The sequence below is a fragment of the Legionella worsleiensis genome, assembly GCF_001467535.1.
GTDB lineage: Bacteria > Pseudomonadota > Gammaproteobacteria > Legionellales > Legionellaceae > Legionella > Legionella worsleiensis.
Map to the genome: position 1 here is coordinate 1 of NZ_LNZC01000011.1, position 22089 is coordinate 22089.

Sequence of the window (22089 nt, forward strand, 5' to 3'; positions counted from 1 at the left end):
TCAACCAAGATAATTTGGACAAATCCTGGTTGCAAGCAACCAGGCTACGTTTGCTAAGTTAGGGTTAATGTTCACGTTTAACATGTATTTTTCAGAGAACCCCATTGTGCCAGGGATAGGCAAATAGATTGTTAATCAGGCTCAGCAAGAGTAGATACTGTCTTAAAGGCAAGCAAAATTTTCATTAAAAGGTTGCTTGCTTTTAAAGACAGTATCTACCAAGCTATTGTCTTTTAGTTCAGGTTGTTTTTATAGGTTTCGTTAACGTAACAGGTTGTCCCAAGGACTATGATTGTCCATATAAAAACGTACCAGGCGGGTGCGAGCTGGTTATTGAACAGTTCAATGAGTGTAATGGCTATTAGCGGCATAGTACCACCAAATAAAGCTTGACCTATGTTATAGCCTGTTGAAATGCCACTGGCGCGAATGCGGGTTGGGAACATTTCAGCGAGCATGGTTGGAACGGTTGCGTTAATCGGTGCCAGTATCAATGCAAACACGAGTTCAGCAATAAGCACATACCACCAGTTCTTACTGAGGATTAATCCAAAAAAGGGAAATACATAGATTAAGAGGGTAATTAATCCCAAAAAATAAATGGGTTTTCTACCCAGAATATCTGATAGGTAACCCATAATTGGAATGAATAATGTAAGGGTTAATAAGGCTAACAGATTGATTAACAACGCATCGTATAATTTGAATCCTTGATAGTTGACCAAAAATGTAGTGACATATGCAATCAGTATGTAGTTTGACATGGCTAAAATACTGGTGAGCATAATTGCTTTAATTAGTGGTATTTTATATTCAGTACAGATAATTCTAATCGGAGAATTCTGTTTGTGTTTTTGGGGTTCAAATGTGGGCGATTCTTTGCTTTTTATTCGTAGACAGATACCTAATATGCCAAGCACTCCTCCAATCAGGTAGGGGTATCGCCATCCTGATTGCAAAAGTGATTCGCCTGTAAATATGGAGCTGAAAATAGAGGCAACCAGAGCACCTGAAAAAATACCTAAAAAAGCACTGCTCGAAACCAGGCTCCCGGCAAATCCACGTTTATTATGAAACATGTGTTCAATCAGATAGGTAGTTGAACCAGGAAGTTCGCCACCTACGGCAATACTTTGCATAAGCCTTAATATGGAAAATACCAGGGTTGCGGCTATACCTATAGAATTAAAATCTGGCACCAAGGCAATTAATGTAGTTGAGACGGTCATGATAGATACTGAAACAATCAGTGCTTTTCGTCTGCCAAAGTGATCGGCATAATGGCCAATAAGGAGGCCGCCTATAGGGCGCATGATAAATCCTATAGCAAAAAGACTGAATGTCGCCACTAGAGAAATAAAAGGAACTTCAGAGGGAAAAAAAATCCTGGCAAAAACAGGAGCAAAACTGGCGTAGAGGATGAAGTCATACCACTCCAGAGTATTTCCAAATAACCCCGCAACAATACTGTATTTTTCATTATTTTTCATGGCCGTCACTTTTATGCGGTTTATTCGATCTCATCCTTGCTCCATACCCAGTTCAAATGAAAAAAACTTTTTCAATGAGCTATGCAATGACGTGGTTTAGCGAAAAACCATTTAATATTCCCGGGGTAAATGGATTAACCTGGTTATTTGTTTTAAGCAAATAACGACCTGAATTACTGTTCACTTCAAACAGAATTTGTAAATTTGAACTGTCTTGTTCATCCACCAGAACATTCACTTTTTCTAACAGTCTAAATATAGCCCATGTGCCTTGCTCTGCAAGTTCATAGTGATTCCCTTCTATAGAATCTAATGCCAATTTGGCATTATTTTGTGGCCAACTGAATTGAATAAACGATTCGCTATTTTGCGTGTCTGTTAATTTAGTAGCACCGATTTCAAGTTTTAAACTGGCAACGACAGGATCCAGACTAATTTTTTGTAGACTGAATTCAATTTTACTTTCATCACTATGGGCGGGAAAAAACATATTGGTAATAATATTGGCACGAATGATTTCGTCTATCGCATCGTTGGAGATGGGTATTACAAAATCATTGACTGATTTTGTTTTCCACTCAGCATTGGAAACATCCAGAAATGGTTTGATGTATTGTTCTGAAAAGGTATTTAATATGCCATGCGTTGCAAAGAAACGATTAAAATCGTTTATTTGAATTTCCTGATGTTGTCTTGAATCAAAGGGATAACGTCCCGCTATAGTATTTTGAAACTCCCTATAAACCGTTTGCTCCCATTGTTGATTGATGTAGTTTCTGGTGTCTTTGATGAGAATAACCCAGGTATCTCCTGCCAATTGTTTTGTCCAGGAGCTGAGTGGTTCGGGGAGTTGACGGGATTGCATAAAAAGTGCGCTGATAGGATCTGCTGCATTTTCGTTAATAAATCGTGATTTAGTCAACGTAAATGCTGTTTTACCGCCATCGTTTACAACCGATAATGTGGCAATAAAATGCTCTAGTTCGTTGATTTTTATATTGATGTCTTTGATACTTGTGCTGCTGGTCAGGTTCAAATCGGTAAACTTATGCGCAACAAATTGATTGAAAACAGACGTGCCGTCATCAGATAAATCAGGTTTGGTTTCTCGTTGTACCAGAGAAATCAGTGTTCCTATGGCATCAGTTTGCTGCAGGGATTTTACAATTTGACGACCTTGTTGGTAATCGTGATAATGAATTGGTTGAGATTTCTTGATGAATGTTTGCCACCAGGTTACGTAATCAAAACAGTACGCCTGAATGAGCAGATTATTCAGTTGCGCCAGATCCTGGCGAGCAAGAACCCAATTTTCTGCCTGAAGTTTGCTGCTTATATTGGGAATAGTGCGAATCACAGTTGTAAAACCGGATTTGGTGAAATAGACAGGCAGTTCATTCGTTGATAAGTGAAATCCATCAACAGTAATTTTTTGTTTTGTCTGCGGAAAAGATTCTTTGGCAATTGAGTAATAAAGATAACTGGTTGGTAGAGCATTTAAGTAATTTCGTGCATCACTAATCACCTGAGGTTTGACGGGTACATTGTGCAGGGATTTACTTAAGGTCCTCTTAAGCAGTACTAATTGATTTTTATTTGCATTTGGCGATTGTTGCCACTGATTTTTAAACCATTCATAGACCTCATATTCCGAAAAATGTTCCGGTTGCCCAAGCATTAGATAGATTTTCAGTGCTTTATAACGAGTTATAGGAGTATTGCTGGGATTATTGATTACTTGTTCCAGCTCATTAGTTAAAGACGGGAGGAATTCGCCTTCCAGTTTGTGTTTGGCGTTATTGTGCAGGCTAACTTTTAACTGATGAACATTAGGAAGTGAAACGGAATTAGCTGATATATGGTCCATTTTGTCTGCTGCTTTTGACAAGTGGTACAACGCCTGCGGGCCATTTTGACCTTGATTATTCAAGGTATCATAAGCCAATAATTCTTTACTGGTTTCATCGAGTAAATGTGCTGTTTTGTAATGGTTATAACTTAACAAGAGCAAGCTCATTACTGCGATACCTGAAGCTATGGCTATGAGTGGTCTTTGAGATACGGGCTGAATTTGGGGAGCTTGACTGCATTGCTCTTGTATTGATTTTAATGCCCCTTCAACAAAATAGGCTCTGAAATTGGTGGCTTGTGGAAAGGTATCCTGAACCACCAAAGCATATTCGTGTTGAATTTTTTTATTAAGTCTGTCAATACTTACTCCACCTTGTTCTGCGCTGGTAAAATAGAGGGAGTGCAAATGAAACATCTTGGGAGATATGCCTTGGATTAATGCCTGAATAGGGGCTCTCAGGCTGGATAATTGCAGTGGAAATTCCCGAATTAAACTTCGTTTTATGGTGGAGCGAACGGGATGCATTTTGGTAATCACCTGGTGGCCAAGATGCTCGATTAATTGATTGAATTGTTGAGAATAGGTTTCAATTTTTTTGCGTGTTTGATTGATGCAATCCAGAGAAAAGCCTAAAGGTTTGGACAGTTCCATTGCATGATCCATCTGATAAAATTCAGTGAATCCTGCTAACGTGTCCATTTTAGTAAATATGAGTGCTAACTCAACTTGATAACCCAGATTGGAGCCAAGACGCTCCAGTAATTGCAGATGTGATTTTTTTGTTTCGGTAAAAGCAGCCGGATCTGCAATTAATAAATCATTTACGTCTACGCATAAGATTAATCCGGTAATTTGAAGATAGCGGTTACATCGATTGAGTTGTTTTAAGGTATTTTGTAAGAGGGTTTTGCTGTTTCTAAGCCAACTCTCTCCGAGTTCAACTATAATTCCCTGTTGATTAAAATAGATTTTTGCATTTTGCTCGCTAAATACAGGCATGATCTCCATGGCACTTTGTTTTAAAAGCGCAGATTTACCTTGTTCGTTGATGCCTGTCATAACAACAAAGGACAGTTGATTGTTTTGCGGTTTGAGCTGATTCAGTATTTTTTTTATAGCATCACATAATGCGTGTAAAGAGTTATCCATTAGTCATCCAGCATTGCAAGTTGGGTATGTCCAAATAAAAGGTTTTTTGCTTTATTTTCCAGCACTATGTGGCTGGTTAAATAGGCTAGGGCAACAAAACTGACTGCAACAATAGCAGTTATCAGTGAAGCCTTATAGTTTTTTTTAAGTGTTTTGGGTATGGGATTTTCATGAAACAGTTTATGAGGTTTATTGAATCGATATTGTTGAATAATTTGATATAAGTCTTCAATGGTATTGTCAAGTGCCTGACGACCATCTGCTTTTAAATGATACTCGCCTTCAAATCCAACGATAAGACAAAAATAAACCAGTTCGATTAAATCAAGAAATTGATTGGGTCGTTCTTTGATGTAATTCAGGATTTCAAAAAATCGTTGTTGTGGTTGAGCCCCATCACTTGTTAAAGGAGTAAACGACTTGAATTCAGCCGCCAGATTATAAATTCTTAAATAATTTTTACCTAGAATTTCATCAATAGTCGCTGATAATAAATAGTGCGCAATGCTGATGAGATCTTGTGGGTATTTAGAGGCATCCAGCTTGCTGTGAAAAGCTCGCAATTCATGCTCAATGTTTTCTCTAATTTGTTCAATGGGTGGAAGACTCGGACTTAAACACAGCCTTTCAAGCAATGAGAGTAAAGGCCCTGCTGCTGCAACCAGCGAGTTGGCAGAAAAGGGAGCGATAAAAAGTTTGGAACGATAGTATCCCTGCGAAACCAGGTTGGGTTCCGATATTGCAAGCCGGCTGACAAGTGAGGCCGGATAGTGCTCAGCTGTCATTAGTTTGCTCCAAAAGAATATTGACAATGCATTTAATTCTCAATGAAACGAACGGATAAAAAGCAGAGTGCTGTGATCATAGCGGAATATGGTTCAAGTCTTTTTATCTAACCCTGCTATTGCTTGCATTGATGCAATGCTAATCGCCATTATAGTTCGTTTAATACGAGATTTCGTGGTGCAATTGTACCGTTAAAAATAAGATGATACGTTATAAACTGCTCGTTGTTCAAGTTTACTTTATCGGATATCTCTTATTCCAGAAGTAAAAAGTTTCTGGAGAATAATTCATGAACTTTGTCAGGTTGCTCAAATCCCTTTTAGATTTAAGCAGAGCACGAACCAACTAGAGAGTTACCGTCGATTGAAGTATAAATGACCGATCTGCGTCAACCCTAACTTAGAGAGAAATCTCCTCATTGAGCAGTGTGTCTTTTTAAGGACTTCCTGATTGCTTTTGTGATAGCAATCGTTAAATGTCAATCTACAGTGACACACTGTTTTTGATAAGGGATTACTTGCGGGTAAAAACTAAAAGAGACCAGCCGTCCTGATGGGAAGTACCGGTGTGAGTGAACACATCCTGATACTCTTTAACGAGCGTTTCTGCTTGCTCTGTTAAAATGCCTGAAACAACCAGTTTTGCTCCTGGATTCAGCAGTTGATAAAACCGATCTCTTAATGACATAAGCGGAGCAAGAAGAATGTTTGCAATGATTAAATCAACCGGTTCTTGCAGCGCCTCAGGAGTACTTATGGACAGAAACTGTTCGTTAATGTGATTGGTCATCGCATTATTTTGCGTTGCTTGCAGGGCTTGATGATCTATATCCACACCAATCACATGCCTGGCTCCAAGCTTTATCGCTGCTAATGAAAGAATACCGGAACCACAGCCATAATCGATGAGCGTTTTATTATCGAGTTCGGCCTGTTCCAACCAGGTCAGGCATAGAGCCGTTGTTGGATGAGTTCCCGTGCCAAATGCCAACCCAGGATCCAGCATTAAATTCACAGCATCAGATACTGGAGGTGTCATCCAGGTAGGACAAATCCACAGGCGCCTACCAAATTGTTGTGGCTTAAAATCATCCATCCAGGCTCGTTCCCAATCTTTTTCGGGTAGAACCTCAATACTGCACTGCAAAGACCTTTTGGAATGGGTTAAGTGTTGTTTTGCTGCCTCGGCATCTTCCGCCTGCGCATATAATGCCTGAATAATCACTTCCGGCCATAACGGGGTTGTACCTGGTTCTGGTTCGAGCACTGGATTATCATTTTTATCTGTAAGCATAATAGACAAGGCTCCAGACTCTTCGAGTTCCTCGCTGATTTGTTCTATCTCATCGCTTGGGCAATGCTCTACTTTTAATTGATACCACACCATATTAATCCTTCAGCATTTTTTCCAGATAGTGAATATTGGTACCACCATCTATAAACGATTTGTCGTGCAGAATGCGCTGATGTAATTCAATGTTGGTTTTTATTCCATCAATGATGATTTCATCCAGAGCATTACGCATTCTTCCCATAGCTTCAGCTCGGGATTCGCCATAACTGATGAGCTTGCCTATCATAGAATCATAGTTAGGGGGTACGGTATAACTGCTGTAAATATGCGAGTCAAAACGGATGCCGGGACCTCCAGGCTGATGCAGTAATTTTATGGTTCCTGGTGATGGCATAAATGTTTTTGGGTCTTCTGCATTAATTCGACATTCAATGGCATGACCTCGGAATTTAATGTCTTCCTGAGTCAGGGTCAGTGGAATATCACTGGCAATTTTGATTTGTTCTTTGATTAAATCGATGCCGGTGATCATTTCGGTTACTGGATGTTCTACCTGGATACGGGTGTTCATCTCAATGAAATAAAAGTGGCCATCCTGGTATAAAAACTCAAATGTGCCAGCGCCCCTGTATTGCAAATCTTTACAGGCTTTTATTACAGAATCACCTACTTTTTTTCGCAGCTCTGCTGTAATTCCCGGTGCAGGAGCTTCTTCTATAACTTTTTGATGGCGTCTTTGCATGGAGCAATCACGCTCACCTAAATGAATTGCATGGCCTTTGCCGTCTCCAAGTACCTGAAATTCAACATGTCTTGGATTTTCCAGGAATTTTTCCATATAGACAATAGGATTGTTAAACGCCGCCTTAGCCTCGCTGCGGGTAAGTGCAATGGCATTTAACAAATTAGACTCGCTGTGCACAACACGCATTCCTCGGCCGCCGCCGCCACCAGCTGCTTTAATGATTACGGGATAGCCAATAGCTCGTCCAATTTCCAGATTGCGTTCATCATCATCCCCTAAAGGGCCATCAGAACCGGGAACACAGGGCACTCCAGCCTTTTTCATAGCCGCAATTGCGGAGACTTTATCGCCCATCAAGCGAATGGTATCACCTCTGGGTCCAATAAAACGAAATCCGCTTTGTTCCACTATATCGGCAAAATCAGCATTTTCTGATAAAAATCCGTAGCCCGGATGAATTGCCACCGCATCGGTGATTTCTGCGGCGGAGATAATAGCGGGTATATTCAGATAACTTTTTTGTGCAGGAGCCGGGCCAATGCATACGGTTTCATCGGCAAGTCGGACATGCAGCAGATCCTTATCAACGTCTGAATGAACGGCAACAGTTTGAATGCCAAGCTCTTTACAGGCACGTAATATACGAAGCGCAATTTCGCCTCTATTCGCAATAACTATTTTACTGAGCATAGACACGCCTCACTATTCTATAATAAACAAAGGCTGGTCGTATTCAACTGGTTCCCCGTTCTGAACCAGGATTTCCACAATTTTACCCGCACGATCCGCTTCAATTTCATTGAACATTTTCATGGCTTCAACAATGCATAAAGTATCACCGACTTTGACGGATTGACCCAGAGTAACAAAAGGAGGGGTTTCAGGTGACGGTGAGGTATACATGGTTCCAACCATGGGGGAACGAATTTTATGCCCTGATGCAACTACAGCGGCTGGTTTGCTCTCGTTATGATGTGCCGCTGGAGCATTTGGCGCTGCACTTGATAGATTTTGTTGTTGTATCGTAGAAGGCGCAACATAATGAACCTGAGGGGATTCCATGGTAACGCTGCTGTGGCGGCTTAGTCTTAGTGATTCTTCACCTTCTTTGATTTCAATTTCAGAAATGCCGGTTTCTTCCAACAATTCAATAAGCTTTTTGATTTTACGAATATCCATTGTTTATTCTCTCTACTTAAATTCTTGAATGATTGCTTTTAACGCCAATAAATAACCTTGTGTACCCAAACCACAGATAACGCCTGTCGCAATATCAGAAAAATAGGAATGATGGCGAAAGGCTTCACGAGTATAAATATTGCTGATGTGAACTTCTATAAAAGGAATAGCAACGCCAGTGAGCGCATCACGCAATGCAATACTGGTGTGGGTGTATGCAGCGGGGTTGATAATAATAAAGTCAATTTTGTCACTTTGAGCCTGATGAATGGTCTCTATAAGTTCCACTTCGGAATTACTTTGAACACAGGCCAGCTGGACTCCCGCAGCGTTTGCTTCATCAAGAAGCTGTGCATTAATCTCGCTTAAAGACATAGCGCCATAAACGGATGGTTCTCGAGTGCCTAGGAGGTTTAGATTCGGGCCGTGTAGAACAAGTATTTTTTTCATTAGACTTAAGCGTAGTCTGATTTTTGGCAGATTTTGCCTTATATTTGATAATTTGTCTATATATCTTCGAGGATATCGGCAAGATCTCTGCATGTTACCTCATTATTCTCATGACTTGAGTGCTTACCAGGAATGAGTTGCCCGCCTGTTCAGGCAGGATTGGTTTTATGCTTTTGGAGTGAATTAGTGCGTTTATTTATGCATTAAAATTAATCAAAATGTATTTGTTTTGAAAATAAAATTCCTTCGTAAATATTAATTTCAAAAATCTTGAAATTATGCTAGCTTTGAGTGGTTTGGAGAAATGTTTTTACATTTTGAAAAAAAACAAGTTGGTTTTATGTCAGTTGTCATTAAAATATTTGTGTTATATTACAATAAGTTAATTGAAAAAAGACGTGTTGAATGAGCCCTCTAATTCATTCAGTAAAAGCCAAGTTTAGATCATCCTTGATTTGGAAGTTTGAACGTAGTACAAACTACCAAGGTACGGCTGACGTAGCGGTACTTTGGTAATATAACTGAAAAATTAAAGGGTTATATAACAACATCGACGCTCCAGGAAGAGTTGTCGTATGGGAATTAAGTTTAAGGAGTTAGAATCAATGCACCCAAATTTTTATCTGTCACCTCTTGCTGTTGCTTTAGCATTTGGTATTTCCTCACCAGTAAAGGCAGCAGAGCCTGTGCCTTTGCAGAAGTCTTCTATTGTTGAACTAAAGCAAAAATTCAAATTATCCACGCCGGGTGCTGTAAAGGGCATTGCGGTTTCCAATGACACTTTAGAGTTTGTAAAACAACACACAGATAAAAATAAAGTGACTCATGTTCGCATGCAACAACACTACGCCGGTTTCCCTGTTTTTGGTGGCTACGCCATTATGCACAGTACATATAAGGCTGGAATGTTAGCTCGTGCTCAGGCTAATGTTCAAATGAATGGCCAGGTATATCAAGGTCTTCAAGCGGAACTGGGTCAACCTGAAGCTTCTTTTGTCAAAAATGCTGACGCAGCATTGCAACAATTCAAAAACAAATACGCCAATCAGCACGTCAGTGAAGAACATGTGACGCCTATGATTTACGTCGATGAAAAAAACAAAGCGCACTGGGCCTATAAAGTGAGTGTGTTTTTGCGTCATGATGATAACATTCCAGAGCGTCCAACAGCGATTATTGATGCCCAAACCCATAAACCTTATGTGGAATGGAATGATGTCAAGACTCGATTGTCTCCGGTGCACGGAATAGGTTTTGGTGGTAATCGCAAAGTTGGCGAATATCAGTTTGGTAAAGATTTACCTCTACTGGAGTTGAGCCGTGATAATCTTGTAGAACAGTGTTATATGGAAAATTCCTACGTTAAAGTAGTCGATATGGGACATAAATACTATTCAAATAATAAGCCAATGCAGTTTTCCTGCAAAACATCCGATCAATCTGATATTTTTTACACAGGATACTCAGGAGATGGATACGATAGAGATAATGGCGCCGCTTCACCAACAAATGATGCCATGTATGCTGGATATGTCATCAAACATATGTATCACGATTGGTATGGTATTGAAGCCTTGACCAAGTCTGATGGCTCGCCAATGCAACTGGTGATGCGTGTTCATTACGGTTACGGTTATGAAAATGCCTACTGGGATGGAAAACAAATGACCTTTGGTGATGGTGATACTATGATGTATCCATTAGTTTCACTTGGCGTTGGCGCCCATGAAATCAGCCATGGTTTTACAGAGCAACATTCTGAATTGGAATATTTTGGTCAGTCAGGTGGCATGAATGAGGCATTTTCAGATATGGCTGCTCAAGCTGCTGAATATTACTCTACAGGCAAAAGTAGCTGGCAAATTGGCCCTGAAATTATGAAAGAAGACAGTGGTTATGAAGCATTACGTTACATGGATAAGCCAAGTCGTGATGGCCGGTCTATTGATGTTGCCGATGATTATTACGGTGGTCTGGATGTGCATTATTCCAGCGGTGTGTTTAACCATTTATTCTATATACTGGCTAATCAACCTGATTGGACTATTCGTAAAGCGTTTGATGTAATGGTTAAGGCCAATATGGACTATTGGACGCCTTATTCAACATTTGATGAAGGCGGCTGTGGTGTATTAAACGCAGCGAAAGATCTGGGTTATAATCTGGACGATATTAAAAAGTCATTAAGTGAAGTCACCATTAATTATAAATCCTGTTTTACTCAAGGAAAATAATCAGTCCGTTTTGTAAAATCTCGCCAGAAGCGTCCCAACTGCTTCTGGCTTTTCCATATGAATATGATGCCCGCCATCAAGATGCTCAATAGTTAAATGTTTAATTGCTTTCATCCGGTTTTGCATCTGTTCTGAATTAAATGAAAATCCTTTGCTTGCCCAAATTAAACAGGTTTTTACTTTGATATTGTTCAGGCAGGAAATAATTTGTTGCTCCGTCATTCGCAAGGGGGATGGGTCTAACAATCTGCGATCATGCCGCCAATAATACAGTCCTTTGTCTTCTTTTATTCCACGCTCACATAATGATTGTGCTATATCCAGAGAAACATATCCTTTTAGGGCGCGTGCCAGGGCGGCACTGTGGAATTTTGGATATCCTTTTGCTTTTTTGCCTACTTTTCGGGTCAGTGAGGTACTGTATTGGGATAATTGTTCACATGCTGATGTGTCTGGAGATGAGAAAGGGCCTAAACCTTCGATGAGGGCTAACGATAAGAATCGATGAGGTGCCACACCAGCAACCAAACTACCCAGACAGGCGCCCATAGAATGACCGAGTAAATGCACTTTTTCTGCTTTCAAGGCATCCAAAATATGAATAATGGTGAAAATTCCATCAATGAAGTGGTAGTTGGCGCCTTCGGGGAGGTGGGAAGAATGCCCATGACCAGGAAGATCGACGGCAATAAAATAATAGTCATGGTGCAAAAGCTGAGCAAGCTTATCAAAACTGTTGGCATTATCCAACCAACCATGAAGGGCAATAACCGGTGGGTTTTCAGGATTTCCCCATGCTTTGCAGGCTATGGTTAATCCAGGGATACTCAGTTCAAGTGGTGTCATAGGTTATCTTAATAGTCTTTCTTCCTCATAGCATAGTACGTAAGCGGTTCAGATGTAAATCCAGATATTTCTTCTTGTGGCGGTTATTAATCCGTCTTAAGGAGAGCTATAATTGAATAAACGTATTATTTTAATTGTCTTGTTGATGCTATGATTGGAATAGAAACCTGGATAGGGTAAAACTAAAATGCAACACGGTGAAACCTCCATTTCGCTAATAACATATAATATTCATAAAGGTTTTGGTGTTGGTGCTGTTCGTTTTTTGCTGCCTGAAATGCGAGAGGCAATAACCACGTTAAGTCCTGATTTTGTCTTTTTGCAAGAAGTTCAGGGAAAACACCGAAAACGTGAAAAGCGTATTAATTCCTGGCCTGATGCGCCGCAATTTGAATACATAGCGGAGAATATATGGCCGCATTATATTTATGCAAAAAATGCAGTATATCAATCAGGCCATCATGGAAATGCCATTTTGAGCAAGTATCCCTTTGAACGATTTGAGAGCATCAATCTCTCCACGATTAACAGAGCTTCTCGTGGCATATTGCATACTCAATTGAATATTGGCGAGACTAAAATCCATTTATTATGCATCCATCTGGGGTTGTTTAAAGCGGAACGTGCTGAGCAATGCAAGGCGCTAATCCAGAGAATTAAAATGATGGTGCCAAGTAATGAACCTTTATTAATGGCGGGTGACTTTAATGATTGGCGTACGGTGATTTCAAAAACATTGGCTGATGACTTGGGTATTGAAGAGGCTTTTGTGACCGTTGAAGGGCAACATGCTCGTTCATTTCCAGCTATTAAGCCTGCTTTATGTGTTGATAGGGTCTATTTTAGAGGTATGAATGTAAAAGAGGTTGCCTGTTTGCAGGGCAAGCCCTGGCGGATGTTATCCGATCATCTGCCTCTCTATGCTCGCTTTGAATTGCTGGAAAAATCATCATCGGATAAAGGTGCTGATTAAAAATACAGGCAAGATAAGGTCTCTTGCCTGCATTGAATAGTAGCCGAACTGATTTTATTCCATATCGCTTTGGTATTCACCAAGACAAGCCATGCTGTTTAAGCGTGCTCTTTTAAGTAAAGCGTCCTGAGCTGCGGTGCAGTTTTCTTTTTTACCTGCCCAAGCTTTTAAGCAATCTTCCTGTAATGCTCGACCAAAAGAGAAGCTTAATAGCCAAGGTTGGTAGCCAATGATGTTCATGGCATTTAAGTTGGCTGTAGCTTGCTGTGGTGTTTGCCCACCGGATAGGAAGTTGATGGTTGGCACTGATGCCGGAACATTATTGCGAAAGACGTTAATGGTAAAATCAGCAACTTCATCAGGCTCACTGAACGGTTTCACCTCTTTGCCGCATGTAACCATACTGGGTTTTAAAATGATGTGTTCTAATTCAACCTGATGAATGAACAGCGCATGAAATACTTCATGTAACACCATCTCGCATACCTCGGCACATTGCTCAATGCTGTGATTGCCATCCATTAATACTTCCGGCTCGACTATAGGAACGATTCCCACGGATTGGCAGGCTGCAGCATAACGAGCCAGATTTTCAGCGCCAGATTTTATGGCGGTCAGGCTGGGAGTGCATTCGGAAATACTGTACACATTACGCCATTTGGCAAATCGGGCACCTAAGGCTTTGAATTCGATTAATCGTTCAGTTAAACCATCAAGACCTTGCGTGACTTTCTCATGTTCTGTATGCGGTAAATCTACAAGACCTTTGTCCACTTTAATACCAGGAATAATTCCTTTTTGAGCAAATAACGTTGCTATAGGAGTCCCATTATCGTCTTTTTGATAAAAGGTTTCTTCAAACAGAATGACGCCATTGATGTATTGCTCTAAATCAGGAGTTGTGGCAAGTAATAAGCGATAATCTCTGCGATTTTGTTCTGTATTTTCGGTATTGATAGACGCAAACCGCTTTCCTATGGTGCTATTGCTTTCATCAGCGGCTAATATCCCTTTGCCATCGTGTAGCATTTGCTCCATGGTATTTGATAGTTCTTCGTAATTCATCATGTGTTTTTTCTCCTAAATGTCGGAATGTTGCCCTTTCATCTGAATGGCAACGGTATTAAGCCTTAAGCAAAACAGATAAAATAACGGGGTGTTACCTTTCCAGATCCAATACGCATCCTTTAATTGTGGTGAATTAAAACAATGCCGCAGTAGAATAACGATGCTCTTGTTGTTCTTCAATCATAAAATAAAAAAAGGTGTAATGGTTTGGCAAATAAACCCCCCGATATTTAATTCGGTTTGCCTGGCCTGTTAACGTGAGATGTATTTTTCACGGATAATCTGCTGCATTGCAAAACCATGGTCTTTTAAATAATCAAAAGCGTCGTCGATCATACCTGGATTTCCACATAAATAAACAACATCATGCGCTGGATTTAAATTAAGTTCAGGAAAGGCATGCTGTACATACCCTTTAAACTCATTTTCTTGCAAATCATGATGCTCGGTACGGCTGAGATAAGGTCTGAACGTGACCTGAGGATGAGTGTTTGCAAAATGGCGAAATTCATCAGCATAAAGAATTTCTTCCCGGCGTTGTACGCCTTGCAGAATGACGACCTGTAGTTCAGGATTTTGTACTAAACGCTTGCTTAATTCGGTTAACATGGCTCTGTAGGGGGTGGTGCCAGTGCTGGTTGCAACCAAAATGTAGCGGCCTGGAATCTCATCTTTCAAGACTAATCGCCCAAAAGGGCCGTTGATATTAATTGTATCACCTTGCTTTAAATTAAATAATAACTCTGTCCCTGGCCCACCCTCAAAATAGCCTGCAGCGAATTCGATACGATTATCCTGCCCGGGAGCATTCGCAATACTGTAGCTGCGCTTTAAACTTTTACCGTCATGATCAAAATGAATTGTAATAAATTGACCTGGTAAGTAAGCAAAAGGCGGAGTGAGATTGCATTTAAAAATAAAATGTTTCACCTTGGGAGAAATCATAGATGATTCCTCGAGGGTAATAGGAAATGTATTTACTTGCATGACGTGCATCAACTTTTAGGATAAAGTGGTTAATATAGGGGAAAAATTATGCATTGCAAGAGTTAAGCACATATAATTAATATATGACGACCATAGATTTGATTACCATATTAGGCAATTTTAGCCAATCCCTTTATCCGGTGCAGCGCTTGATCACCGGTGCAGCTTATTTGTTAGGTATTTTGTTTGTCATGAAAGCTATTGGGAAATTTAAAAAAATCGGTGATCATCGAGCCCAGTCTTCATCACAGGAAAAAATGTATACCCCCTTGATGTATCTGGTCTTTGGTGCGGCATTGATTTATATACCCTCGGTGATTCAAGCCATGGCCAATACTGCTTTTGGCGTAGGCAACATCCTGACTTATAGCCCACCTCCCACTCCCAATATTTATAATTCCATAGGGATAATTATCCGCACTGCTGGTGTAATATGGTTTGTCAGGGGATGTGTTTTGGTCGCTCATGCCAGTGAGCCGGGAACGCAGCATGGTCCCAAGGGCCTGGTTTTTATTATTGCAGGGATTTTTGCAATCAATTTTGATAACACTATTGCCGCAGTTAATGATCTTTTAGGAAAATTTGTAAGCTGGACTTTAGCTGTTAAATCCAGCCAGGGTTATTAAAGCCTTATCAAAAAAGGTTAGCAGGTCTTGTTACTCTTCTTCGCCACAGATTTTCAGATTGTTTGCTCTGGCAAAATCCATAATGGATTGATATACCTGAGGGCTTGATTCTTTTAACTTGGGGTCGAGCAGAACGCAATGATACCCCTCACTGTTCACGCTAGGTTGCAGGAGTGGGGAATAATGAATGCGACTGTTTTTAAAGCTCGCCAGGGTGCCGCTCATGCGTTCAGCCCAGTCACTGGGACGAAATGTCTTACCCTGAGAGGTTACTCCTTCTATAACAATAGTCTTTTTCTTTCTATCGGTCATAAATCTATGCATAATAAATACAGTATGATAAGTATAACATCATCACGCTGCTGGCGGGTGGATATTTATCAATTTTGGTGAATTTTATTTTGATTAGGGGTTTAAAAATGCTTTTCAATAGTAGTTTTTGTCCCTTTTATGATAGCATGTCCATGATTTTGATATTAATGAGGTTTGATTGCGAATGAAAAAAGAAAGTCATTCTGGGATTTATTTGTTGCCAAATATATTAACTACCGCCAGTTTATTTGCAGCATTTTATTCTCTGGTCTCCTCAATGAAGGGACAGTATGAAGCAGCAGTTGTTGCGATGTTTATTGGTATGATCGCTGATGGGCTGGATGGCCGTATCGCCCGCTTAACAAATACGCAGACTGAATTTGGGGCGCAATACGACAGTTTATCGGATATGGTTACTTTTGGTGTGGCACCTTCCTTGTTGCTTTATAATCTCACCTTAAGCCAACTCGGCAAGTTTGGGTGGCTTGTTGCGTTTGTTTACACCGCTGCCGTTGCACTGCGTCTGGCACGCTTTAATACCCAGCTGGAAACTGCTGACAAGCGCTATTTTCAAGGGCTTCCCTGTCCTCCTGCGGCTGCGGTTATGGCTTCGTTTGCCTGGATTTGTTTTCAAAATGAATGGCAGAATTTATTTGTATCTGTTTTAACTGCAGTTTTTGCTGTATCCGCATCAGTACTCATGGTGAGCAACTTGCGTTATTACAGTTTTAAAGAGGTGGATTTTAAGGGTAAAGTTCCTTTCTTGTATGTTTTGCTGCTTATCATATTATTTGTTGCAATCGCTTTAAATCCGTCTATTGTTTTATTCTGCGGATTTAGTATTTATGGTTTGTCTGGCCCTGTAATGACTTTAATCTGCGTGCAGAAAATGAGAAAGCAAAGACGTGATGCAAGTAAATAACTGGTCTTTTTTAGACCAGTTATTCGCCTTCACCAAAATAATTATTAATGAGTTGAACCAACGCCTCATTCATCGCCAATTCATCGGGGCCATCAATTTCCAGCGTTAACTCGCTGCCTTTGTTGGCGGCAAGCATCATAACACCCATAATGCTTTTTCCATTAACGGTTTGCGAATCCTTGGTTACATCGATATGGCTTTGAAATCGTGCCGCAGTTGAGACAAATTTCGCTGAAGCTCTGGCGTGTAAACCCAGTTTGTTAATTATGGTTATTTTAGTCTTAATCATAGCGCATACAATGTACCACGAGTTAGCCATCAGGTATAGATGAGACGTGCTGAAATAAGGACAAAATCATTATTTTGTCGTTTTTGACGGATTTTTTGTAACTCCCAGGGAATGGCATCCTGAGAACGTCTTTTGATGCGAAGGATTAAGTACCTGAGGGGGCACGGTTCTCTTTAACAGCTTTGTAAGCACCAAAGCAGAAAATCGATAGAAAATTCTGTTTTGAGAGGAGGTATTCATACTTTATGGGCATCATCGTCACAATGAATGACGATGATGTGGGCGGTATAATGTGCAGTTTATTCTCGATGATCTCTTAAGCCCAGTATTTTTTCTTTGTGTTTTACCAGCTGCCTGTTTAACTTATCAACGAGTAAGTCAATAGCCGCATACATATCCTCAGACTCTGAACTGGCATGTACTTCACCTTTGGTGACTAAAATAGTTGCTTTAGCAATTTTTCTAAGTTCCTCTTCTATGTCAAACACCACGCTGATTGACGTAATGTGTTCAAAATGACGCTCAAGTCGTGCGAATTTTTCTTCCGTAAACGCTCTGAGTGCAGGAGTAACATCCAATCGATGTCCAGTGATGTTGATTTGCATAAGGCTCTCCTTCAGTTGAATAATTAATTAACTACGAATTACTTTTCGTTCATTAGATGGGGCTATTCCCATGGCTTCCCTGTATTTTGCAACTGTTCTTCGGGCAACCTGAATGCCTTGATCCGCTATTAATTCAGCGATTTTACTATCACTTAGAGGTTTTTTCCTATTCTCAGCTGAAATTAATTTTTTTATGATGGCGCGTATTGCTGTAGATGAACACTCTCCTCCAGCATCCGTATTCACGTGACTGGAAAAAAAATATTTTAGTTCAAATACGCCACGGGGGGTATGCATAAATTTTTGCGTAGTTACCCTCGATACAGTTGATTCGTGCATATCAAGAGCGGACGCCACATCATTTAATATCAATGGTTTCATGGCTTCATCGCCAAGTTCAAGAAATCCTTTTTGGTATTCTACGATACAGGTGGCTACTTTGAGCAATGTCTCTTGACGACTTTGAATGCTTTTTAAGAACCAGCGGGCTTCTTGTAAATTATTTTTTAAATATTGGTTGTCTGTACTGTTGTCTGCTCGCTGAATTAATGAGGCATACTGGTTGTTGATACTCAGATGCGGTAAAACGGTATGATTCAGGGCTACCTGCCACTCATTGTTGATTTTTTTTACAATTAAGTCCGGGATGATGTATTCGGTGATGTCCTGATGGATTAAATTGCCTGGCTTGGGATTTAGCCGTTGAATAATTTGTAAAATCTCATCTATTATTTTCTCATTGATTTGATGTTTTTTCATCAACTGTCGGTAATTGTGCTGCCCAAGCAAATCAATGTCTTCCAAAATAATTTTTTTTGCCACGGTTAAATAGTCTGTATCTAATGGCAGTTGCTCCAGTTGCACCAAGAGTGTTTCAGATAAATTGGTTGAAGCACAACCAACAGGATCAAATAATTGAACCCGGTGTCTCACGGCTTCAATTTCATCAAGATCAAGAGGAAAATCTTCACTATTCAAGCTGGCATAAAGCTCCTCAATGGATATAGTTAGAAATCCATCTTCGTTAATCGCATCAATAATAGTTGTTGCTATAACTCTGTCTATGTCGCTCATGGGAGATAGATCAAGTTGCCAGCGCAAATGGTCTTGCAAATTAGTCGTAGTGCAGTGTAAGTTGTCAAAGTTGTAATCGTTATCATCAAAATTGGTGCGTTTATTAGCATTATTGTAGAGTTGAGACCATTGAAAATCAGTTGGTTCATCATTATTTTGGCGTTCTGCTCCATTTTGAGTTGGTTCTTCTTTGTCTTCAACGGGCGTTGCTTCCAGCATAGGGTTTGATTCGACAACAAGTTGAATTTCTTGTTGTAAATCTATTGTGGATAATTGTAACAATCTGATTGCTTGTTGTAGCTGGGGTGTTAACGTGAGATGTTGCCCTATAGTAAGTTGCAATGACTGTTTCATGCAAATCCTCTTTGTTTTCACTGCTATTATTTATCAGTTTAAACGATTCACAGGGATAATCCAGTACCTAACAGGCTTAATTTAAATAGATCACATTTTGACTATGCGATTTTACTAACATAATGAAGGGGTTAAACTGGTGATAGTGACTTTCACTTTTTTGTTGATTATTGATGAGGAGCATATGCCCCAAATAATGGGGCAAAGGTAATTATTTAACTTTTTTCTCTTTAAACAGCACGTGCTTGCGTACTTTAGGATCGTACATCATCAGCTCCATCTTTTCAGGATGGTTACGTGGGTTTTTAGTTGTGGTTTTATAGTATCCAGTTCCTGCTGTGGATTCCATTTTGACTTTAACAGTAACAGCTGCCATGGCTTATCCCCTTGAATTATACTTTCTCGCCTTTAGCTCTGATTTGATCCAGAACCGCTTTAATACCTAATTTGTCAATAATACGCATACCTTTAGTACTCAGTTTTAATGAGACAAATCGATTTTCTTCTTCAACCCAGAACTTGTGGTTCTGAATGTTAGGCAGAAAGCGTCTTTTAGTTTTATTGTTAGCGTGCGACACTTTGTTACCAGTCATTGGTCGCTTGCCAGTTACCTGACATACTCTAGACATTCTGTTACTCCAAATAGGTTCTATATTGTAATCGTCTTTGTAAAATTCGGGGCTTTCTTTAAACAAAATAGCCGGATGTGAAATACAAGAGCGGTTTTATAACAAAAAAACTCCAATATTGCAATAATTTTTACTTCACCACGCTAATTTAATACGCTCTTTTGGCAATAAGTCATGCTAATATCATTCTTAAAAAAAACACTTTTTATAATTAAAAGAAGAGATTAGCCTATAGCACCACGGTTAAGTGAGTCATGGCGCTTTAGTCAATTTAGCAAAAAAAAGCAGGATGAGGAAGTGTGGTAGAAGTTTTAAACAAAACCAGTATAATTCTTCCTTTTCGAATTGAGTTGTTTTTAAAATGCATCGCAAGATTAAAAGTTATGTTCTCAGGGCAGGGCGGGTTAGTAATCGTCAGCAGCAAGGTCTGGATTTATGGCTTGCAGAGTACGAAATTCCCATGAACAATCAACCCTTGGATTTATCCAAAGAATTTAACAGAACGGCAGAAACAGTCGTTGAAATTGGTTTTGGAATGGGTACTTCATTGCTGACTATGGCAAAAAATAATCCTCAAACCAATTATCTGGGAATAGAAGTTCATAAAGCCGGTGTTGGTAGTTTGGTTGCCGATTTGCACGATCATCAACTGACTAACGTGAGAATTATGGCTCATGATGCGGTGGAAGTGTTTCAAACTAAGTTGAGTGATGAATCTCTGGCAGGGGTACAGATTTTTTTTCCAGACCCCTGGCATAAAAAACGTCACCATAAACGCCGCCTGATTCAACCGGAATTTATCCAATTGTTGACAAAAAAAATTAAAAAGGGCGGATTCATTCACTGTGCTACAGACTGGATGGAGTATGCAACACACATGTTGGAAGTCCTGAATGGAGAACCCACACTGGTTAACCAGCACGCAAATGGGGGATACTCGCCAAAGCCTGAGTCCAGACCACTGACGAAATTTGAACTCCGAGGCGAGCGTTTGGGACATGGAGTATGGGATTTAATTTTTCATAAAAAATAAGGATGTTCTATGTTAAGGAAAACAGTTTTAATTAGTAGTTTCCTCATATCATGTGCGGCTCATGCTGCTTCTGAAATGCCATTATTGGCGCATCTCACCGAAATGGCTGGTGCTTCAGGTTTTGAAAAACCGATACGACAGGCCATAGAAAAGACTTGGCAACCCTTACTGACAGATTTAAAGGTAGACGGTATGGGTAACCTGATTGGGCATAAAAACAATCAGAAAGGGCCAAAACTGTTGTTTATGGCGCATATGGATGAAACCGGTTTTATGGTGGAATCCATCACTCCAGAGGGATTTTTAAAGGTTGTTCCTTTAGGCGGAATTGCCAATGCGGTTATTTACGCCCAACGCTGGACTGTTACTACAGCGAAAGGCGCTGTATTGGCCTACTCAGGCATGGATTCACCCCATCTTTTGGGTGACAAGAAACTGCTCGGCTCGCCTGATATGAATTTTTTATTTCTGGATATAGGTGCGGAGAGTTGCGAACAGGCGCAAAATGAATTTGGAATGCGTCCAGGGCTTGAAGTGACGCCGGTCAGCGAGTTTAGTCAGCTAAGCCCTAACCGATTTTTGGCTAAAGCGCTTGATGATCGTATTGGCCTTGCGTCTATCAGCGATACTCTTGAATCATTAAAACAAAAACAACAACCTAACCGCCTGTACGTTGCCGCAACTGTGCAGGAAGAAATTGGGCTTCGTGGAGCCAGTACGGTTTATCAGGCAACACATCCCGATGTGGCAATTAATATTGAAGTGGGTATTGCTGATGATTATCCTGCCCTGATGGCTGAGCGTAAAAACCGCATCTTTTTAGGTAAGGGCCCAAGTGTCTTTGTATACGATCACTCGATGATACCCAATCAGGAATTACTCGAATGGGTTATTGAGCTAGCTAAAGTCAACAATATTCCATTACAGCTCGAGGTAGAGCCAGGATATGGTGAAGATGGGGCAAAAATACAGACAGCGGGTAACGGAGTTCCGGTTGTAAATATAGGAATTCCTGTTCGTTATGCCCATCAGCATGCCGGCGTTTTTGATAAAAGAGATTATGATAATGCGGTCAAATTGATGGCATTAATTGCAGAACATTTGAACCAGGATGTAGTAGACAAAATTAAAACGGGTTGATTTTTTAGTGTGCTTAAATAACTGTTGGACAGATGCAGATGCCTGTTTTTTTT

At 40.2% G+C, this 22089-nt stretch carries 22 protein-coding genes; 6 read left to right on the top strand and 16 right to left on the bottom strand.

What is annotated here, in order from left to right; all coding sequences use genetic code 11:
• Positions 1 to 233: 233 nt before the first annotated feature.
• The 7 genes from Lwor_RS05270 to aroQ all read right to left on the bottom strand — a co-directional run bounded on the left by Lwor_RS05270 (position 234) and on the right by aroQ (position 8944).
• Entirely contained in the window at positions 234 to 1490 is a 1257-nt protein-coding gene (locus tag Lwor_RS05270; RefSeq protein WP_058492863.1) for an MFS transporter, read from the bottom strand.
• A gap of 79 nt (positions 1491 to 1569) precedes the next feature.
• On the bottom strand, positions 1570 to 4491 hold the full coding sequence (gene icmF / locus Lwor_RS05275) for a type IVB secretion system protein IcmF (RefSeq protein ID WP_058492864.1): 2922 nt from the start codon (positions 4489 to 4491) through the stop codon (positions 1570 to 1572).
• Positions 4491 to 5276 (bottom strand): type IVB secretion system protein IcmH/DotU, encoded by a 786-nt coding sequence (icmH, locus tag Lwor_RS05280; protein WP_058492865.1) that lies wholly within the window; start codon positions 5274 to 5276, stop codon positions 4491 to 4493. Before icmH ends, icmF begins: the two co-directional genes overlap by 1 nt.
• Before the next feature lie 514 nt (positions 5277 to 5790).
• Entirely contained in the window at positions 5791 to 6660 is an 870-nt protein-coding gene (gene prmA, locus Lwor_RS05285) for a 50S ribosomal protein L11 methyltransferase (protein WP_058492958.1), read from the bottom strand.
• Between the two features lie 4 nt (positions 6661 to 6664).
• Positions 6665 to 8005: an acetyl-CoA carboxylase biotin carboxylase subunit gene (gene accC, locus Lwor_RS05290; RefSeq protein WP_058492866.1), complete on the bottom strand. Its 1341-nt coding sequence runs from the start codon at positions 8003 to 8005 to the stop codon at positions 6665 to 6667.
• Positions 8006 to 8017: 12 nt separating this feature from the next.
• Positions 8018 to 8494, bottom strand: a complete 477-nt coding sequence (gene accB, locus Lwor_RS05295; RefSeq protein WP_058492867.1) for an acetyl-CoA carboxylase biotin carboxyl carrier protein — start codon at positions 8492 to 8494, stop codon at positions 8018 to 8020.
• A 12-nt stretch (positions 8495 to 8506) separates the two neighbouring features.
• Entirely contained in the window at positions 8507 to 8944 is a 438-nt protein-coding gene (gene aroQ, locus Lwor_RS05300) for a type II 3-dehydroquinate dehydratase (protein ID WP_058492868.1), read from the bottom strand.
• A gap of 605 nt (positions 8945 to 9549) precedes the next feature.
• Between aroQ and proA the strand changes: the two genes are divergently transcribed.
• Positions 9550 to 11178: a zinc metalloprotease ProA gene (proA, locus tag Lwor_RS05305; protein WP_058492869.1), complete on the top strand. Its 1629-nt coding sequence runs from the start codon at positions 9550 to 9552 to the stop codon at positions 11176 to 11178.
• Here proA and Lwor_RS05310 read toward each other — a convergent pair whose 3' ends face one another.
• Entirely contained in the window at positions 11179 to 12024 is an 846-nt protein-coding gene (locus tag Lwor_RS05310; protein ID WP_058492870.1) for an alpha/beta fold hydrolase, read from the bottom strand. It lies immediately after the preceding gene.
• Between the two features lie 187 nt (positions 12025 to 12211).
• On the opposite strand from Lwor_RS05310, the gene Lwor_RS05315 reads away from it, so the two are divergent.
• Positions 12212 to 12997 (top strand): endonuclease/exonuclease/phosphatase family protein, encoded by a 786-nt coding sequence (locus Lwor_RS05315; RefSeq protein ID WP_058492871.1) that lies wholly within the window; start codon positions 12212 to 12214, stop codon positions 12995 to 12997.
• A gap of 54 nt (positions 12998 to 13051) precedes the next feature.
• Here Lwor_RS05315 and Lwor_RS05320 read toward each other — a convergent pair whose 3' ends face one another.
• Both Lwor_RS05320 and Lwor_RS05325 read right to left on the bottom strand, forming a co-directional pair.
• Complete coding sequence (locus tag Lwor_RS05320) at positions 13052 to 14062, bottom strand: class I fructose-bisphosphate aldolase (protein ID WP_058492959.1); 1011 nt, start codon at positions 14060 to 14062, stop codon at positions 13052 to 13054.
• Between the two features lie 255 nt (positions 14063 to 14317).
• Positions 14318 to 15052 (bottom strand): ferredoxin--NADP reductase, encoded by a 735-nt coding sequence (locus tag Lwor_RS05325; protein WP_058492872.1) that lies wholly within the window; start codon positions 15050 to 15052, stop codon positions 14318 to 14320.
• An 83-nt stretch (positions 15053 to 15135) separates the two neighbouring features.
• Here Lwor_RS05325 and Lwor_RS05330 point away from each other — a divergent pair, with 83 nt between their 5' ends.
• Positions 15136 to 15678 carry a hypothetical protein gene (locus tag Lwor_RS05330; protein ID WP_058492873.1) on the top strand — a complete coding sequence of 181 codons (543 nt, stop codon included), beginning with the start codon at positions 15136 to 15138 and terminating at the stop codon, positions 15676 to 15678.
• A gap of 30 nt (positions 15679 to 15708) precedes the next feature.
• Here Lwor_RS05330 and Lwor_RS05335 read toward each other — a convergent pair whose 3' ends face one another.
• Positions 15709 to 16002, bottom strand: a complete 294-nt coding sequence (locus Lwor_RS05335; protein WP_115090948.1) for a DUF3579 domain-containing protein — start codon at positions 16000 to 16002, stop codon at positions 15709 to 15711.
• Positions 16003 to 16174: 172 nt separating this feature from the next.
• Between Lwor_RS05335 and pssA the strand changes: the two genes are divergently transcribed.
• On the top strand, positions 16175 to 16912 hold the full coding sequence (gene pssA / locus Lwor_RS05340; RefSeq protein ID WP_058492875.1) for a CDP-diacylglycerol--serine O-phosphatidyltransferase: 738 nt from the start codon (positions 16175 to 16177) through the stop codon (positions 16910 to 16912).
• Between the two features lie 19 nt (positions 16913 to 16931).
• On the opposite strand, the gene Lwor_RS05345 is transcribed toward pssA, so the two are convergent.
• From Lwor_RS05345 to rpmB, 5 genes are all read right to left on the bottom strand, one after another.
• A complete protein-coding gene (locus Lwor_RS05345) occupies positions 16932 to 17201 on the bottom strand; it encodes an HPr family phosphocarrier protein (RefSeq protein WP_058492876.1) in 270 nt (89 codons plus the stop codon).
• Between the two features lie 299 nt (positions 17202 to 17500).
• Entirely contained in the window at positions 17501 to 17806 is a 306-nt protein-coding gene (gene hpf / locus Lwor_RS05350) for a ribosome hibernation-promoting factor, HPF/YfiA family (RefSeq protein WP_058492877.1), read from the bottom strand.
• 27 nt (positions 17807 to 17833) lie between these two features.
• A complete protein-coding gene (locus Lwor_RS05355) occupies positions 17834 to 19234 on the bottom strand; it encodes an RNA polymerase factor sigma-54 (protein ID WP_058492878.1) in 1401 nt (466 codons plus the stop codon).
• 211 nt (positions 19235 to 19445) lie between these two features.
• A complete protein-coding gene (gene rpmG / locus Lwor_RS05360; RefSeq protein ID WP_006872450.1) occupies positions 19446 to 19610 on the bottom strand; it encodes a 50S ribosomal protein L33 in 165 nt (54 codons plus the stop codon).
• A gap of 16 nt (positions 19611 to 19626) precedes the next feature.
• Positions 19627 to 19863, bottom strand: coding sequence for a 50S ribosomal protein L28 (gene rpmB, locus Lwor_RS05365; RefSeq protein ID WP_028383682.1), 237 nt, complete (start codon positions 19861 to 19863; stop codon positions 19627 to 19629).
• 361 nt (positions 19864 to 20224) lie between these two features.
• Here rpmB and trmB point away from each other — a divergent pair, with 361 nt between their 5' ends.
• Positions 20225 to 20896, top strand: coding sequence for a tRNA (guanosine(46)-N7)-methyltransferase TrmB (gene trmB, locus Lwor_RS05370; RefSeq protein ID WP_058492879.1), 672 nt, complete (start codon positions 20225 to 20227; stop codon positions 20894 to 20896).
• A 9-nt stretch (positions 20897 to 20905) separates the two neighbouring features.
• Positions 20906 to 22036, top strand: coding sequence for a M42 family metallopeptidase (locus tag Lwor_RS05375; RefSeq protein ID WP_058492880.1), 1131 nt, complete (start codon positions 20906 to 20908; stop codon positions 22034 to 22036).
• Positions 22037 to 22089: the final 53 nt, after the last annotated feature.